General features: G+C 46.0%; 16 protein-coding genes. 3 read left to right on the forward strand and 13 right to left on the reverse strand.

The genetic code is table 11. The features are described 5' to 3' along the window. Nucleotide 1 precedes the first annotated feature (1 nt). The 7 genes from ACRRU2_RS25740 to ACRRU2_RS25770 all read right to left on the reverse strand — a co-directional run bounded on the left by ACRRU2_RS25740 (nucleotide 2) and on the right by ACRRU2_RS25770 (nucleotide 7313). Complete coding sequence (locus ACRRU2_RS25740) at nucleotides 2–1030, reverse strand: sugar kinase (protein ID WP_432506060.1); 1029 nt, start codon at nucleotides 1028–1030, stop codon at nucleotides 2–4. Next, nucleotides 1023–1778 (reverse strand): 2-dehydro-3-deoxy-phosphogluconate aldolase, encoded by a 756-nt coding sequence (gene dagF / locus ACRRU2_RS25745; protein ID WP_331697870.1) that lies wholly within the window; start codon nucleotides 1776–1778, stop codon nucleotides 1023–1025. The genes ACRRU2_RS25740 and dagF overlap by 8 nt, the downstream gene beginning before the upstream one ends. Beyond that, the gene (locus tag ACRRU2_RS25750; RefSeq protein ID WP_432506062.1) at nucleotides 1766–2881 is read right to left on the reverse strand and encodes a DgaE family pyridoxal phosphate-dependent ammonia lyase; all 1116 of its coding nucleotides are present in this window, start codon (nucleotides 2879–2881) and stop codon (nucleotides 1766–1768) included. The genes dagF and ACRRU2_RS25750 overlap by 13 nt, the downstream gene beginning before the upstream one ends. After that, nucleotides 2859–3977 (reverse strand): amidohydrolase/deacetylase family metallohydrolase, encoded by a 1119-nt coding sequence (locus ACRRU2_RS25755; protein WP_432506064.1) that lies wholly within the window; start codon nucleotides 3975–3977, stop codon nucleotides 2859–2861. Before ACRRU2_RS25755 ends, ACRRU2_RS25750 begins: the two co-directional genes overlap by 23 nt. Nucleotides 3978–4272: 295 nt before the next feature. Beyond that, on the reverse strand, nucleotides 4273–5568 hold the full coding sequence (locus ACRRU2_RS25760) for an extracellular solute-binding protein (RefSeq protein ID WP_432506066.1): 1296 nt from the start codon (nucleotides 5566–5568) through the stop codon (nucleotides 4273–4275). Nucleotides 5569–5595: 27 nt separating this feature from the next. After that, nucleotides 5596–6423 (reverse strand): carbohydrate ABC transporter permease, encoded by an 828-nt coding sequence (locus tag ACRRU2_RS25765; RefSeq protein WP_331697875.1) that lies wholly within the window; start codon nucleotides 6421–6423, stop codon nucleotides 5596–5598. Further along, complete coding sequence (locus ACRRU2_RS25770) at nucleotides 6423–7313, reverse strand: carbohydrate ABC transporter permease (protein ID WP_331697876.1); 891 nt, start codon at nucleotides 7311–7313, stop codon at nucleotides 6423–6425. The genes ACRRU2_RS25765 and ACRRU2_RS25770 overlap by 1 nt, the downstream gene beginning before the upstream one ends. 173 nt (nucleotides 7314–7486) lie before the next feature. On the opposite strand from ACRRU2_RS25770, the gene ACRRU2_RS25775 reads away from it, so the two are divergent. Next, nucleotides 7487–9304 carry a histidine kinase gene (locus tag ACRRU2_RS25775; protein WP_432506068.1) on the forward strand — a complete coding sequence of 606 codons (1818 nt, stop codon included), beginning with the start codon at nucleotides 7487–7489 and terminating at the stop codon, nucleotides 9302–9304. Beyond that, on the forward strand, nucleotides 9285–10889 hold the full coding sequence (locus ACRRU2_RS25780; RefSeq protein WP_432506070.1) for a response regulator transcription factor: 1605 nt from the start codon (nucleotides 9285–9287) through the stop codon (nucleotides 10887–10889). Before ACRRU2_RS25775 ends, ACRRU2_RS25780 begins: the two co-directional genes overlap by 20 nt. Nucleotides 10890–11002: 113 nt before the next feature. On the opposite strand, the gene ACRRU2_RS25785 is transcribed toward ACRRU2_RS25780, so the two are convergent. From ACRRU2_RS25785 to ACRRU2_RS25810, 6 genes are read right to left on the reverse strand one after another with little or no spacing between them, the layout of a single operon-like run. Further along, the gene (locus tag ACRRU2_RS25785; RefSeq protein ID WP_432506072.1) at nucleotides 11003–11707 is read right to left on the reverse strand and encodes a glycerophosphodiester phosphodiesterase; all 705 of its coding nucleotides are present in this window, start codon (nucleotides 11705–11707) and stop codon (nucleotides 11003–11005) included. Between the two features lie 2 nt (nucleotides 11708–11709). Next, nucleotides 11710–12528, reverse strand: coding sequence for an HAD family hydrolase (locus ACRRU2_RS25790; protein WP_331697880.1), 819 nt, complete (start codon nucleotides 12526–12528; stop codon nucleotides 11710–11712). Continuing rightward, the gene (gene glpX / locus ACRRU2_RS25795; protein WP_432506074.1) at nucleotides 12500–13477 is read right to left on the reverse strand and encodes a class II fructose-bisphosphatase; all 978 of its coding nucleotides are present in this window, start codon (nucleotides 13475–13477) and stop codon (nucleotides 12500–12502) included. Before glpX ends, ACRRU2_RS25790 begins: the two co-directional genes overlap by 29 nt. Next, nucleotides 13474–14115 carry a dihydroxyacetone kinase subunit DhaL gene (gene dhaL / locus ACRRU2_RS25800; protein ID WP_432506076.1) on the reverse strand — a complete coding sequence of 214 codons (642 nt, stop codon included), beginning with the start codon at nucleotides 14113–14115 and terminating at the stop codon, nucleotides 13474–13476. Before dhaL ends, glpX begins: the two co-directional genes overlap by 4 nt. A gap of 23 nt (nucleotides 14116–14138) precedes the next feature. After that, nucleotides 14139–14618, reverse strand: coding sequence for a ribose 5-phosphate isomerase B (gene rpiB, locus ACRRU2_RS25805; RefSeq protein WP_432506078.1), 480 nt, complete (start codon nucleotides 14616–14618; stop codon nucleotides 14139–14141). Nucleotides 14619–14640: 22 nt separating this feature from the next. Continuing rightward, nucleotides 14641–15720, reverse strand: a complete 1080-nt coding sequence (locus ACRRU2_RS25810) for an MDR/zinc-dependent alcohol dehydrogenase-like family protein (RefSeq protein ID WP_331697884.1) — start codon at nucleotides 15718–15720, stop codon at nucleotides 14641–14643. Between the two features lie 333 nt (nucleotides 15721–16053). Here ACRRU2_RS25810 and ACRRU2_RS25815 point away from each other — a divergent pair, with 333 nt between their 5' ends. Continuing rightward, nucleotides 16054–16818: a DeoR/GlpR family DNA-binding transcription regulator gene (locus ACRRU2_RS25815; protein ID WP_331697885.1), complete on the forward strand. Its 765-nt coding sequence runs from the start codon at nucleotides 16054–16056 to the stop codon at nucleotides 16816–16818. Nucleotides 16819–17067 lie beyond the last annotated feature (249 nt).

Here is a 17067-nt window from a genome sequence, read left to right on the forward strand (position 1 = left end):
ATTACCTCTCAATATCTCTTACTGTTTGGTTCATAGCATAAGCTGCAGCCTGGTTAATATCATGTACGTTTGCCATAGGCGTATCGCCCGCGACGGTATGAGCCAGCATGCCTGCTGCGACTGCAAATGCGATAATTTCGCCGGAAGCCAGCTGCTCCAGCACGCCATGCACGATGCCGCTAGTAAAAGCATCGCCTGCACCAATTCTATCATAAACAGCAAAGCGGTTCGCATCTGCAAAGGAAAAAGCTTGTTCCCTATAAATATAGCCTAACAGCGAATGAGTATTGTCTGGATGGATCGTACGCTGAGTACCAGCTATAACAGCGATATGATAGGCTTTTGCCACTTGCGGAATAAGCTCTAGCAGCTGCTCCTTGCGCGCTTCTGCTTGGCTCTGCATTCCAAGCACATGCAAAGCGTCCTTTTCATTCATCAGCACAATATCCGCCAGCTGCAGCATTTCCTCATAATGGGGCCGAGCGGCTTCATAGCCGTTTTTCCCCCATAACGACGGGCGATAGTTGCAATCAAAAACAACTTTTCCCCCTTTATTTTTAACAGCTGCTGCCAGCTGCTTCATTTGACCGCGCACATTGTCATTCATGGCCAAAGTAATACCGCAAAAGGTTATCGCATCCATTTTATCCGCTATTTCCGTAAAAGAGTATAGAGCGCCATCCGCTGTATTAAAGCTGCTTTCCAGCCTGTTCGTATACGTGACGCGGCTCGGCCTTGCACCAAAGCCATTTTCTAAAAAATAAGAGCCTATATAGCACCCGCCCCTCTGAGCCAATGACATATTAATGCCGAGCTTCTGCAAATAGCTTAGCGCAGCATCGCCAAGCGGGTTATCGGGCAGCGTAGTAATCATATAGCCCCTATGGCCGTACCGGCTCAAAGCCGAGGCGACGTTAACGCCAGTTCCCGAAAAGGAATAGTTAAGCGTACTTCCTTGAGACAGCAGCCCGTAGCCAGGAACCTCCAACCGCATCATGACTTCGCCAAAGGATGCTATCTTTTTACTCATACTGATCCACCAGCTGCTTCATGATCCTAGTCAGTTCACGCACCTTCTCAATATTAGTTTTGCCGGTAGCTTTATCAATAATAGAGCTGTACACGTGAGGGATCACCTGTGGCACCTTAGCTTCCAGTGCAATTTGCAGTATGTCGGCGAAATTATCCATATCGATGCCGCCAGTCGGCTCAAGCGCAAATTGCGCTTCGCCGCAAGCCTGTGCGACTGCGCGATATTCCTGCTCGCGCTCGAGTCCGCCCATCGGGAAATACTTAAGCGCATTGCCGCCCATATCTCGTACAAGCCCAATCGCTGAACGTACCGGCACAATTGCCTTTTCCACTTCTGCGGCGCTGTATGGCCCTGTTGAAATATCAACAAAACCGACTCGGCCCGATGGCGATACAAGGCTGTTAATCCAGCTTTCCTTGGAGTCAAGATTCGCACGCGTAGCGCCTACTGCCGGAAATACCTGATTAATATGGCTGCCTGCATAATGCTTCGCAATTTCAGCAACGATCGCAGCCTGGCGATTGTCGCCCGCGCCGAGCCCAATGGAAACCGCGCCATCAATTTTTTGGCCGTAATTGATCATAGCTGCTACTGCCGCCTCAACTGTCGGATAATCCTTGGACAGCACTCCAACTAAAACATACCCTTCCGCAGCTTCAAATACTGCCTGCGCATTTTCCACACTGCTTGCCAGCACATTTAGGGCCGCACGCCCTTTATAGAAACGCTGATTTATGTTCCCCATTCGTTCTCACCGACCAATTCTGTTATTTTAGCTGCAATAATAGCTATATCATCACCGCGCAAGCTGCGTGGATCAATATCGAAGAAGCCTTGCTTCACCCCATAATCGCGTGTATAAATGGCAATATCGCCTTGCTGTAGCGCAGCTGCTGTCTGCTCAGCCGTTATTCCGGCGAGCTTCGGATCGATCGATATACGGCCGCGAAAAATCGGTCGTCCCGCTTCATCCTGGACTATGCTGACCTGCACACCGTTACATTCATTCAGCGGCATAAGCTGCTGCAGCCTCTCCTTCTCCTGCCTGCTTCTGTCTTCTTTCACCATATACTCATCCATTGCCTGCAGCAGGCCGAATATCGCTTCCTTGCCAACCTTCATGCTGCGCCCAATACCATGCAGCTGCACCTTTACCCAATCGACATACTTGCGCTTGCCGCATACAAGTCCAGTCGTAGGCCCTTCAATTGCTTTCGAACCGCTATATATAACAAGATCCGAGCAGTGTATATAACGCTGCAAGTCTTCTTCCGCCGCCGCATCGATAATAAACGGTATATTTCTTTTTTGCGCAACCTGCCAGGCTTCAACCTCCGAGAGCATGTTTTTTTGTACACAATGATGAGATTTGACATATATAATAGCTGCCGTCCGCTCTGTAATTGCATCTTCTATATGAATGGCCTTGCCTTCATTGGCATAACCAACCTCGACCAGCTTGCCGCCGCCCAAATAAATCATCGTCTCAACAGGCACGCCGTAGTTGACATTATGGCCCTTCAGCATAATAATTTCATTCTTTTCAATCGGATCCTGATGCAGCCTTAAGCTTCTGCGTGAATTGCCTTCTGTAATCATCGCTGCTACAGATAGGGCAATGCCGCTGGATGCGGAATTAACGACAACCGCTGCTTCAGACTTAACCAAACCCGCAATATGCTCGCCAGACTTGTCGACCAAATCAGCGATCTCCACGTAATTTTGGCCGCCGTGCTTCATAGCATCCATTACGCTGTCCGTTGGCGCTGACACGCCTAAAATACTCATTCTCCCGCTGGCATTGATGACTCGCTTGAGCCCATACTTAGCATTCAATGAAATTGTCATTTACAACCGCTCCTCTTGTAATTATAGACCGCTCTGCTAGTCGTTCCTCCCCTTCGCTGTCTCGTAAAGTGATTTGCTCATTTTCTACACTAAACAGCGTCAAGTTAGCCCGATCGCCGATCTGTATTCGCCCCAGTTCAGGCTTGCCCAGCCAATCTGCTGCACGAGCTGTAACAGCAGCAATAATCTCTTGAAGTGAATAGCCTAAATATAAAAACTTGGATAGCACATTCGCCAAGCTATACACCGGTCCGTCCAGTCTGTTTTTGCGATAAATATCTGTACTGATCGTTCCTAAAGGTATGCCGTGCAGCTTGGCTGCTTCAGCAGTCCGGAAACAAAAGCTGGCGCTGCCGTGCCCGACATCCAGGCAAACACCGCGTTTAATAGCTTCCATTAAGGTTCGAAGCGGTTTACCGTTAAGATCAAATAAATTATTGCTTTTGCCATTCAAATAATGTGTCACAATATCTTTGCGTTCGAGCAACGAAATAATATCCGCAACAGCTGGCGGTCCTGAGCCTATATGTACCATTAAAGGCATGTCGAATGCCTGCGACATCGCCCGCGCTGCATAAAGCGGCTTAAGACCGTTGGCGCCTACAACGCTTTTGCTCATGCGCGCTTTTAGCCCGACAATAAAGCTGGCATATTGCTGTAAGCTATTGCGTACAAGCTGCTCGTCGAGCCAATCCATGCTGGACAGTTCATCTATGCGGCTAAGCCCAATTTTGGAAATATTCAAAAACGCCAATAGATTCGTCTGCGCAGCTTTTCCTTTTGCCTCCAGCTCCCCAATCCGGTCAGCGCCGCAGCTGCCGGCATCAACAATCGTCGTAACACCTTGCTTTACGCCAATATCGTCGATCTCATCGCCATAGGGAGAAAAATCGGAAAAAGCATGCACATGCATATCAATCCAGCCGCTGGAAACATACATATCCGTACAATCTATAATTGCTGTTTCCTCATTAAAAGAAATATTCCTGCTGCCGGCTAATTCAAATTCGCTTATTATGCCATGGCCGTCAATTAAAATTTGAACGGTTTGTCCTGTTACAAGCTTGGCATTGCTTAACAGCAAGCTACCCTTCATCGCGCTCCACTCTTTCTCGCCCATTAATTTCAAGCATAGAATAGCACAGTATAATTTCAAAGTAAATAACGTTATAACGTTTTATCAAAAATTAAACTATCACTTTGCTCCGGAACACACAAGGATAAACGGCTCCGCCGTCCCTCGCTTGAACGAAGGAGGCGCGTTTACCGATGAAGTATAGGAACAGGTATAAGGTGAAAACGTGAAAACTTATACTTTCCTATACATTCAAAAAGCGGTACAACGCTTCCCAGAAGGGAGCATCGTACCGCTTTATTAATCATCCAGCATTTTATTTCTTAGACAACGTTTCCCACGTTTTTTGGAACGCCTCCAGCAGCTGATCTTGATTCGATTTACCGCTAATGTAAGCCTGCATGGCATTGCCGAACTCGTTGCTGGAAGCTTCGCCGCCAGGGAATTTGAACCAGTTCCAGCTTAACGCCTTATCCTGCTTGCTGTATGCGATAATATCAGCTGCAAGCTGTCCAAGCACACTCTCGTCAGCATCGATGTTTTTGAACGCCGGAATAAACTTAAACTCTTCCGTAATATAACGCTGGCCTGCCTCAGAGCTGACCATCCAGTTGAGGAATGCTTTTGCCTCTTCCTTAACCGCGGAGTTTTTATGAATAACCCAGTTGTTAGGAACACCTACTGGCAATTTATCCATAGCTGTCGCATCATCGCTGATTGGCATCGGCAGGAAGCCAATATTGATATTCGGACTAGTCTCGGAAATAGCTACTTGCGTCCAGTTGCCTTGCTGTGTCATCGCCGCTTTGCCTGTTGCAAAATCAGTAACCTGCGTATTGTAATCGGTTTGCAGCGGGTTTTTGCCGCCATACTTAAGCGTCAGATCAAATAGCTGCGTCCACTGCTTAAATACTTCATTGCCTGTAATCTTTGCAGCGCCGCTGTTCAAATCAGCAATAAATTGATCCGGGTCAGCCTGGTGCGCAAACGGCAGGTTCACAAAGTGATTGCCCAGCACCCACCACTCGCCGTAGCCGTTCACAAAAGGAGTAATGCCCGCGGCTTCCAGCTTCTTGGCAGCTTCCTCCAGCTCTGTTAATGTTTTTGGCGTTTCCGAAATGCCCGCTTTTGCAAATAAATCTTTATTATAAATAAATCCGTAGCCTTCCAGGTTCAACGCTTGGCCGTACAGCTTGCCATCCTTCGTCATTGGCTCTTTTGCAACATCAACTAAGTTTTCTACCCAAGGCTGATCCGACAAGTCCTCCAAATGCTCAATCCAAAGATCAAGATCAGTAAATCCGCCGTTGTTGAAAATATCCGGCTTATCGTTGGAGTTGAATTTCGCCTTAAGCGCAGCGCCATAATCAGCCCCGCCGCCAACCGTCTCCACTTCAATCTTCACGCCTGGATGAAGCGATTCATATTCCTTGATCATTCTTTGCAGCTGCTCCGCAATTTCTACCTTGAACTGGAACATTTTGATCGTAACCTGCTTGCCGGAATCTTTGCCTTTCTCGCTGTCAGATGGCTTGTTAGAAGAACCGCAACCAGCTAGAACGATAGACATTGCTAACACAAGTATTAAGATAGAAAAACTTAGTTTTTTCATAAAAATGACCTCCAGAAATATATTTTTTTACCCCTTAACAGAACCTGCGGTTATGCCTTCAATAATATGCTTCTGCAGAGCGAGCATAAATATGATAATAGGCGTTATGCCCATTACAAGCCCAGCCAGCGCCAAATCCCACTGCTTTGTATATTGGCCAAAAAACGAATAGGTTGCAAGCGGAATCGTTCTAAGCTCAGGGTTGTATAAAAACAGCAGCGGCAGCAGAAAGTCATTCCAGATCCAAAGCGTGTTGAGCATTAATATCGTAACCGTCATCGGCTTTAGGAGCGGAAAAATGATTTTCCAAAATACGCCATACGTATTGCAGCCATCGACGACAGCAGACTCTTCAATTTCCTTGGGAATCGATTTTATGAAGCCATGGAATAAGAAAATGTTCAAGGAGACGCCAAAGCCAAAATAAGCTATAACCAGTCCCCAAATGCTGTTCATAATATGAAGCTCGCTCGCTACGCGAACTAAAGGAATCATGATGGATTGAAACGGGATAACCATCGCGGCCACAAATAGAAACAGCATCAAATTGTTAAAGCGCGAAGGAACTCTGACCATGCGGTAAGCAGCCATCGCGCTGATGACGATCAGCCCAATATTGCTAAGCACAGTAATTAGAAAAGAGTTAGTAAATGCGCTAGGAAAACGCATAATGCTCCATACCTTCGTATAGTTGCTCCACACAAACGCTTCCGGCCAGCCGGCTGCATTGCTGAGCAGATCGCCAAAGCTTTTGACTGAATTGACGCCGACAAAATAGAACGGGATTAAAAATAGCAGCGCCAGCACGAAGCCCAATATTTCCAAGCTGAAGTGGCGGGCAGAATAAGTTTTCATTATGCCTCCACCTCTTTCTTCTTAGTCAAATATACTTGCAGCATCGTAATACCCGCCACGATCAGGAAGAAAATAAGCGCTTTTGCCGTACCTATTCCATAGCGGTTGTTGCGGAACGCTTCTTGATAAATGTTTAGCGCAACCGACTCGGTCGAGCCGTAAGGTCCGCCCTTCGTTAACGACAGGTTGACGTCAAACACCTTGAACGACCATGAAATTGTAAGGAACAAGCATACTGTAACAGCGGGCATAATAAGCGGAATAATGATGCTGCGCAGCATTTGCAGCCTTGATGCGCCATCAATTCTGGCGGCTTCAACCATATCGCTTGGCACATTAATAATCGCCGCAATATAGATAATCATCAAATACCCTGAAAGCTGCCACACGCTTACAATCACTATGCCCCAAAAGGCTGTCGCCTCAGTCCCAAGCCAGGGAAGCTGGAAGAAGCCGATATTCGTCATGTCGCCGACGGCAGCAAAGCCTTTTACAAATATAAACGACCAAATAAAGCCGAGCAGCAAACCGCCAATAACGTTAGGCAAAAAGAAGATCGTCCGTAAAATATTGCGTGTTTTTAGCGGCTGCGTAAGCAGCAGCGCCAGCCCAAAGCCAACCAAATTCGTTAGGATCACAGCAGCGACCATATATTTTGCGGTAAACCAAAATGAAGTTCGAAATCCGTCATCGTTCATTAAAATTTCTTTATAGTTATCGATGCCTACCCAGCTTACAGAGGAGGTGACTCCGTTCCAGCTCGTAAAGCCGTAGTAGATGCTAAGCAGAAAAGGAATCACAACTATAACAGTAAAGAATAGCGTCGCCGGACCCATAAACACTAGCTGATGCATACGCGCTGCAAATGATCTTTTTCTTTTACTCTCCATAGTAATCACGCCCCTTCTTGCCCTTCCTGATTAGGAGAATTTTTTCTTAGTATAGGTCAGATCGCATGAGGTGAACACAGATAAAGATGATGCACGAGGTGGAATATATTGACCTAAGCTGATACACTATAGACGATTTACAGCTATCAAACTTTGAGGGGCGGGCATGCCGAATGACATATTTTAAAAACAGTTTGCGAAATAAGCTTGTGTTATTCCTTCTAGCTGCCATTGTTCTTCCCATTTCGATATCCATCTTTGTTACTTATCAATACACAAAGGAAAACGTAAAAAAAACATATCTTGATAACAATACAACACTGCTCTATCAAGGAGGTGCTAACTTACTCAACTATATGAACCGGATAAACCAGGCTTCCTTGCTCATTTACCAGGACTCCAGAAACGAGCGAAGCCTTTATCGAATCATTGAAAAAAATGAAATACAGTTTGCCGATCAACAGGATCTTTACGTAAATTTTCAATACATGGTTAATTCTTTGGCTGAGATCAAGCAAGTATTTATGTATATGGACAACCCTAAGCTCTCTTACCGCTTCGCTTACAATTTGCCGCGTTATACATCCGGTCAATCGTTCAAGCCTGTTTTTGAAGACGGCCATGATATTCAGATAGAATCAACTCATATGAGCCATAACTATGGCGTAGCTAAATTTCCGTTTGAAATGGCGGAGGATGTCATAACGATTCATCGCAAAATATTAAATCAGCCGACCGATAACATTCTCGGCACCCTGTCCATTGATATTAAACTGAATATGATTCATGAAATAAGCGATATGCTCTACACACCCGGCGAAGAAGAGCTGTATTTGCTCAACGCGGACGGCTCAATTATTTACTCCTCAGAGGACGCGCCGACAAGCGAATATCCTTGGCTCAGCCCGATTCTCAATGAGGACAGGCAATCTGGCCATTTGGAATATAAGTCAGAAGGCTTTGCAGGCATACATCTTTATCAAAAAATAAAAACGCCGCTTGCCGATTTAACATTAATCAAACGCGTCCCATATGAATATTTAACGAAAAACGCCAAACAGCTTACGATGATTAACAGCTTGATCGTGCTGTCTTTTTTAATCGTTGCTGCAATCGGGACAATCTATGTTTCGTTTCACTTCACATCACCTGTTAAACAATTGATCCGATACATCAACAAAATTGAGTCGGGACAAATGGAGGCTGATTTAGATACGACGAGAACCGACGAGATCGGCATATTGTCCAGACGCTTTCATCAATTGATGCAGCGTCTTAACCAGTTAATTAACAAGGAATACCGGCTGGAGCTTGCCAACAAAACCAATCAGCTCAAAGCGCTTCAGGCACAGGTGCACCCGCACTTTATGAACAATGCGCTGCAGTCGATCGGCACGCTTGCGCTGCAAAACAACCAGAAAAAAATCTATTCGTTAATAGCCGCTTTGGGCAAAATGATGCGCTATCAAATGAATACGAATGAGGTGCTTGTCCCGCTGTCCAGGGAAATCGATTATGTCAACGCCTATTTGGGGCTGCAGGCACAACGCTTTGATGAAAAATTGACTTTTTTTATTGAGGCGGAGGATGAGGCGAAAGAGATCGAGGTGCCCAAAATGATTTTGCAGCCGCTGGTCGAAAATTGCTTCAAGCACGGCTTTATTAAGCAAAATAATGTCGGTGAGGTAAACATAACCGCCCAGCTGATCAAGCCTGACCTGCTGTCCATCAGCGTGGAGGATAACGGCTCGGGACTTGATGACAAGCAGCTGGAAGCCCTGCAGTTCCAGCTCGATCATCTGTACTCGGAAGGCGCTGGCAGCGGAGAAAACCGCATCGGACTGTTCAATGTGCTTTCGCGTTTACAGCTATATTTTAACCAGCATACTTCTATTACTTTAACAGCAAGACAACCGCAGGGCTTGAAGGTTACACTCTTAATACCTGTTGCCAAAGGAGACATCAGCCAGCATGAAAGTATTGATCGTTGACGACGAGAAGCATGTTCGAGATGCTATTCAAATGTTGATTGATTGGGAGCACTATGGGATAACAGACATATATACCGCTCCGGAAGGGGCCACTGCTGTGGAGCTTATTAGACGGCATCACCCGGATATTATTTTTACCGATATGCTTATGCCGATTATGAGCGGTTCAGAGCTGCTGGAATGGATTCAGCAGAACAGTCCTGACAGTAAAACGATTGTGATTAGCGGTCATGATGACTTCGGTTATATGCGGCATACGATCAAATATGGCGGGATGGATTATATTTTAAAGCCGATTGACGAGGAGCAGCTCAATGAAGCGCTGCAAAAAGCGATCGCCGCGGTACGATCTGAGAGGCAAATGCGAAGCAAGGATCATATTCAAAGCATTCAGCTCAACCAAATAAAGCCGATTTATTGGGATAAAATTTTTTCTTCCATATTAGAGGAGCCTCACAATTACCGTTCTTTCAGCAAGGAGCTGGCGGCAGAATTCGGCCTTGCGGCAGACACCAAGCAAGCCCGTATAGCTATTCTTACATTGGATACGATGCAAAAGGAATTTAAGGACAGATTCGCCTCCAATCTTGATCTGCTCGGCTTTTCAATTGCCAATATCGCCAATGAATTTTTAAAGCAGCGTCAGTCCGGCTATGCTTTTCGCAACTGGAACAAGGCTCATGAGCTCATTATTATTGGCTGGACCGAGCTTGATAAGCTCCCCGTTCTTGTTGAAGCTATTAATGGCGGCATTTATAAAACGTATGGCGTGCGTTTTGATTTTGGCGTCGGCGCGATTCACAGCTTCCCATATGATTTATCGCGCACCTACGAAGAAGCGCTGACGGTGCTGGGACAGCGGAATTTATTGCAGCAGGACAGCTGGGTTCATATTTATGCTGCACAAAACACTCCGGTCATCCATGGGCTGAACTTTCACAAACATCAAGAGGATATTCGAATGGCGCTGCTAAGCTTTAATCCTGATCAGATCAAGGCTGCAGTCAGCAGATGGTTTGCCGAAATCAAAAAGCTGAGCTTCATATCCAAGGAGCAGCTCGATCTGTGGCAGCATGAGTTTACTGTGTTTCGCGCCCGCTGCTTGAGCGGTCAGCAGTTGGACAAAGCGCAAAACGAGCATTACAGCACAAGCCCGTTCATCATACCAATCGATGAAAACGGCAGGCTGCTTCTATCGATGTGGCAGCAGGAATTTACAGAGCTGCTAATTTCCTTTTCCTACTTGCTGACGCATCAGCCCGACAAGCCGACTGCGATTGATGATATCGCCGATTACATTCAAACCCATTATAATGAAGAAATTTCGCTGCAGGATATTGCAGATCGCTTCTCCTTAAGCAGAGAATATATTTCAAGGCGCTTTAAGCAAGAGCGGAATGAAAATATATCAGACTTTATCAGCCGTATTCGCATTGAAAAAGCCAAGGTGCTGCTGCTCAACCCGCAGCTCAAAATAGTGCAGATTTCCGAGATGGTTGGCTATAATGACGAGAAATATTTTAGCAAGGTGTTTAAGAAGCAGGAAGGCATGTCGCCCAATGAATATCGCAGGACGCGGGAATGATCGTCCGGGATTGGTCGTCAAGATCGATATATTAAATTCACTGCACAAAAAGACGCAAACTAGTTCTCACAGCGCTGAGAACTAGTTTGCGTTCTTCCCTATCCTTATTTATTTTATTGTTGCTTGTAAACCTTGATCCAGTGCTCCAATTCATTTGTACAAATGAGAAGAGAAGGATTTTTTACGACAAGCTGCATATCTTTTTCATCATCAATTGTGTAAGGGATCATAATTATATTTTCCGCTTCGCATTTTGCGATAATCTCATCTGTTATAAACTCGTACCTGATAGACATATATTCGCAATTCAATTCTTTTGCAAGAGGAAACAGAGCCGGTGAGGAGCCATGATTAATAATTCCCAAACCAATCTTGTCATTCAGCTCTCTTGCTTTAGCGAGCGAGTAATGATCAAAAGAGGCTAAGAAGGATTGCTCGATCATATCCTTTTTCTTAAGTGTATCAAGAACTGTTTTCTCAAGGCCCGGGTACAAATCACCTGCTTGCTTAAGCTCGATATCAACGATAAGTCTATCCTTCAACAAATCAAGCGCTTCTTCCAAGGTTGGGATGCGCTCGATTCCCTTGACTGACAGTTCCTTGATTTCCTTTAAAGTCAGGTCTTTGATTCGGCCTGTTCCATCTGTCATACGTTCCACTGATGTATCATGAAAAACAACCGGAACGCCATCTTTCGTAAGCTGAACATCAAGCTCCAGGTGAGTAAAGGCTAATTCGCATGCCGCTCTAAAAGAAGATAATGTGTTCTCAGGAAATTTTGCCGGATATCCTCTATGTGCTACGCCTCTAATTGTCATCTTTATTTGACCTCCATTTGAGTGGTATTTATGCAAAATTTATGAATAACTTCAACTACGCCTTCTCCAAAGCTATTACTGCATACATAAGAGGCTCTTTCCAGCAGACCGCTGCTGCTGTTAGCTACAGCTGCCCCGACGCCCGCTATTTCAATCATAGACAGATCATTCATTTGGTTGCCTATGCAAAGTGTTTCTGAGGCATCGACGTTCAGCATGCCCATCAGCTTTTTCAAAGCAGTTCCTTTGCTCTGGCCATGCGGAATAAGCTCAAAGAAATTGTCTTCCGATTGAATCGTGGAGCACAGCGTGCCGAAATTGGACTTGTACAAGCTCCAAATCTTTTTGATTTTGTCCATATCGCCAATAAGCAGCACCTTCTGAACGAATCTGTTTGTCCACTCGTCCGTCGAACGGTCAACAATTGTGAATTTAAGGCCTTCCTTCATTTCGAACTCATCCAAATCTTCAGAATACTTAAACGCCTCTAATCGCTTTTCTTCAAACAACAGTACTGAAATGCCGGCTGAATCAGCTTCTAATAAAAATGGGACAAGCTCTTTTACAGATAAAACAGATTCCGCCCATACTTTATGCTTGTCGGCAATAACAGACCCGTTGCACGTTATGTACGGAAGATCAATATTCAGCTCTTCTGCAATTTTATGCGTGGATTGTCCCACCCGGCCGGTCGCAATTGTAAACATGCCTCCATCTGCCGTGAAGCGGTCAATCGCTTCCTTTACCGATGGTGTGACATTGTTATCTTCCGATAACAATGTACCATCCAAATCACTTACAATCAAACGAATTTTGCTCATCAGGGCACCTCCCGCATTCATGTATCGTTCTAATAAATTGAGGGCCGTTACTATTGCCGTACGTCAATAAGGAATGTGTTATTTCCAGCTTGCCCGCATCAGTCGTTACCCCCTGCAGCAGCAAGCCTGTCGTTATTCCCGTCGCTGCAAAAATACAATTGTCCGAGGATATTAGATCATGATGCATTAGCAGCTTATTAGGATCCGTAATGCCCATCGCAACGCAGCGCTCGTATTCAGCAGCGCTTCCCGGCAAAAGCTTGGCCTGCATATCGCCACCGAGGCATTTGACAGCAACTGCCGAAATGACACCTTCCGGCGCTCCGCCAATCCCATAAAATAAATCAATGCCTGTTTCATCGATTGCAGCCGATATGGCGCAGGTTACGTCGCCTTCGTCAAAAAGCCTGACTCTTGCGCCAAGCTGGCGTATTTCCTGCACAACCTTCTCATGCCGGTCGCGTGATTGAATCATAACCGTAATATCATCAATCGCTTTGCCTGCTGCAGCAGCAACCCGTCTTACATTGTCAACGACAGGCTCATTCAAATTAATAACCCCTCTTGCTTTAGGGCCGACAACGAGCTTCTCCATATACATATCCGGCGCATGAAGCAAGCAGCCGCGCGGCGCAGCGGCAATAACAGCGGTCGAATTATCTTGGCCGCCCGCAACAAGAATCGTGCCTTCCAGCGGATCCACAGCTATATCAAGCTTGGGACCGCTGCCGGTGCCGACTTTTTCGCCAATATAGAGCATAGGCGCTTCATCCATTTCGCCCTCGCCAATAACGACTATGCCGTCCATTTCCATCTTGCCGAGCATGCGGCGCATAGCAGCAGTGGCTGCTCCGTCCGCTTCATTTTTTTGTCCTCTTCCAATCCAAGGCTTGGCAGCAAGGGCAGCTTGCTGGGTCACCTTTAAAAAATCTAAAATGAGATGCTTCATTTGCTCATTCCTCTTATTTGTTCAGTAAATGCAGCAAGAATAAGATGCGCGGAAACTGCGCCCGGATCAAGATGCCCGACAGCGCGCTCGCCAAGGCGGCTCGATCTGCCCTTTTGCGAGAGCATTTGTGCCGTCGACTTCATGCCCGCTTCACCGGCTGCAACTGCTACTTGTAAGCTTTCAATAAGGCCTTTGCCTTCTTCTCTAGCCTGCTTCAACGCCTCTATTGCAGGCAGCCAGGCATCCATCATCGTTTTGTCACCGATCTGCGCCTTGCCGCGCTCCCCAATGCCGCCTACTGCAGCTATCCAGAACTGAACGATATCTTCCTCATTAAGCTCCGACTTGCCGCGGACTGTACCGCCGCCACGAATAAAAGCAGTCGCATACAGCGGTCCGACGGATGAGCCTACTACATCAAGGAAGGTCATGCCCATCTCCTTGCATAGAGCGCCGACATCCTCTGTTTCATAAGTGGCAAGCCGTTCTTTAATCGCCTGCCAGCCCATAGACATCGTAACGCCATGGTCTCCGTCCCCGACTGCGCGATCAAGCTCGGAAAGCTCATCCTTTTTTATTTCAATTTGATCTGCTATACTTGCAAAAATTTGCTTCCACTGCGCGATTGAAACTATCATAGCCGTCTGCCCCCCTCGCTGGTTTAGTTGCAAGAATTCGTTTCTCTTACGCCATTGAACAAGCGGCGCTCTCCATCAATAATTTTCTGCACCTTGCGCTCAGAATTCCCGCCGTCGAATTCAGACTCCAGCCAAACCTTCACGATCGATTTCGCAAGCTCAGATCCGATAACTCTTGCTCCCATCGTCAATACCTGAGCGTTATTGCTCTTAATGGAACGCTCAGCAGAATACGTGTCATGACAAAGCGCAGCTCGAATGCCCGGCACCTTATCCGCTGTAATCGTCATGCCAATACCTGTACCGCAAACAAGAATACCGCGGTCAAAATTGCCTTTGCTAATTTCCTCAGCTACTGCGAAGCCAACATCCGGATAGTCGATTTGTCCTTCCGCATCCTTAAGACCGAAATCTACAACCTCGATTTTACGCTCATCCAATAGCTCTTTAATAAGTTCCTTCAACGCATATCCGGCTTCATCCGCGCCAATTGCTATTTTCATGCTGTGCACTCCTTCAATCGTATTAAGGGATAAGAACAACCTTCAAAGAATTCACTCCGCTAGCTACCAGCTTAAAACCCTCGAGATATTGATCCAGCGGAAGCTTATGCGTAACTACACCCTTTGTAGGAAAATCTCCATTCGCGATGCCTTCAATGACAAGCGGATAGCAATAAGGTCCAAGATGCGAGCCTAGAACGTCCAGCTCCTTGCGGTCGCTAATAATGCTCCAGTCCACGCTTACAGGATCTTTGAATACGCTGAATTCAACAAAACGTCCAAGCTTGCGAATCATTGCAAGGCCCTGCTCTACAGATTTCGGATGACCGGTTGCTTCAATATATACGTCGCAGCCGTAGCCGTCCGTCAACTTCATAATTTCGGCGACTACATCTACATTTTTAGGATTCCAAACGATATCTGCGCCGAATTGCTTAGCCATCTCCAGACGCTCATCGAACAGGTCAAGCACAATCAGCTTGCTCGCACCGGACTTCTTGATCGCTCCAACCATCCCTAAGCCCAATGTTCCAGAACCGGATAAAACCACGATGTCGCCAAGCTCAATTTTTGCTCGTTGTACCGCGTGCAAGGAGCATGCATAAGGCTCAATCAGAATAGCCTGCTCCATCGGCAAATCTTTAGGAACCTTGTAGTTGATCGCTTCTTTAGTAAATTTCATATACTCGGCCATAGCGCCGTTTACATTGTTTTGGAAGCCATACAGGTCATGCTTCTGGCACATCCAGTATTGGCCGCGTTTACAGAAACGGCATTCCCAGCAGGGAACGATTTGCTCCGATATAACGCGGTCGCCGAGTTCAAAGCCTTCAACGCCTTCGCCAAGCTCAACTACGAAGCCGATAAACTCATGGCCTGGAATCATCGGCGCTTTAATATATGCAGGCTGTGTTTCATCTCCCCAAAAGCTGGGCGCACCTTGAAAGGCTTTAATATCTCCCGCGCAAATCCCGCAAGCTTCTACCTTAATAACAATTTCGCCCGGTCCAGCCTTTGGCACATCAACAACTTCCATGCGGTAGTCATTCGGAGCGTAGGCAACAACCGCTTTCATTTTTTCCGGAATATGAGTGCTGCACATATTAAAATCCCCCTATATTCATTAATATGAATGACAACTATTATTTGACTGATGATCTTCTTCATTATTATCACATGCCACCTGTAGTATGTCAACGTATTATTAACTTTTATTATCGTTTACAGTCGTTTGTTTTCATTTTGGTAGATATAAGGGGTGTTGATTCACTCCAAAATGATAATTTATGGCAATTTTCGCTCATATACTTCCTAATATATGCTTCGTTTATTTGTTTTTTTTATCATTTTCGAATGTTTTTCAATCATTTCGTTGATTGCGGATATTTAGTTTGTTATAATTTAATGAATAACTATTTCAATGGGAGATGCGACAATGTTAGCACCTGAACGTAGAAATCGAATCATTCAAATATTAAATGAAAATAGACAGCTTCTAGTAAAAGACGTTTCGATTGAACTAGGGGTATCTGAAGGCACGCTCAGAAATGACTTGAAGATATTAGAAGAAGACGGTCTGCTCGAGAGAACGCATGGCGGCGCTGTCCTTCCCAAGCAGCACATCCCTGAGTATACGTTCCAATCCCGCATTATGGCCAATCAGGAAGAAAAGCGAATGATCGGAAAAGCCGCTGCCCAATTCGTGCAAAACGGCCAGTGCATCATTCTTGATGCCAGCTCTACTTCGTTGGAACTGGCCAGACACTTGGTGCAATATGATTATTTGACTGTAATTACTAACGGTCTTGCGACTGCGCAGGAGCTCGTAAGCAATCCGCATATTAGCGTAATTGTTGTCGGAGGCGTGCTCCGCCCAGGCTCCAGCTCGCTTGAAGGCATGCTGGGCAAGGGCTTGCTGTCCCAAATCCATGCAGACATCTTCTTCACCTCTGCGCACGGCTTTACGACGACAGCGGGGCTTGCCGATTTCAGTATCTATGAAGCCGAGCTGAAGAAGCTGATGGTATCCAATGTCAGCAAAGTAGTTGCTTTGCTTGATCATACCAAGCTTAACCGCCGTTCCATTACTTCCTTTGCGGACATGAGCCAGATCGATACCTTGATTACAGATCCAGGCGCCGACCCGGAATTCCTGAAAACTTTGACCGGCATCGAGGTTATTATTGCAGATGACAAATAACGATTAACGCTAAAAACTCGCGCTTATAGAAGCAGCGAGTTTTTTTGTGCGAACAACTTTTATTGGCTCCGTTATGCATATGGCACTCACTAGCTGGTCAGTCGTTCCGTTATTATGTTGAAATTCGCAGTTTAGTGGCGGCAAAGTGACAGACGTTCCGTTATTGGTCAATAAATCGCTGGAGAAGTCCCCTTTAGAGCTGTATAACGGAATGTGTGGCCGCGAAATGAAGAAAATAGCGGTTTTAAG

It is taken from the genome of Paenibacillus sp. GXUN7292 (assembly GCF_050864975.1).
Taxonomy (GTDB): Bacteria; Bacillota; Bacilli; order Paenibacillales; family Paenibacillaceae; genus Pristimantibacillus.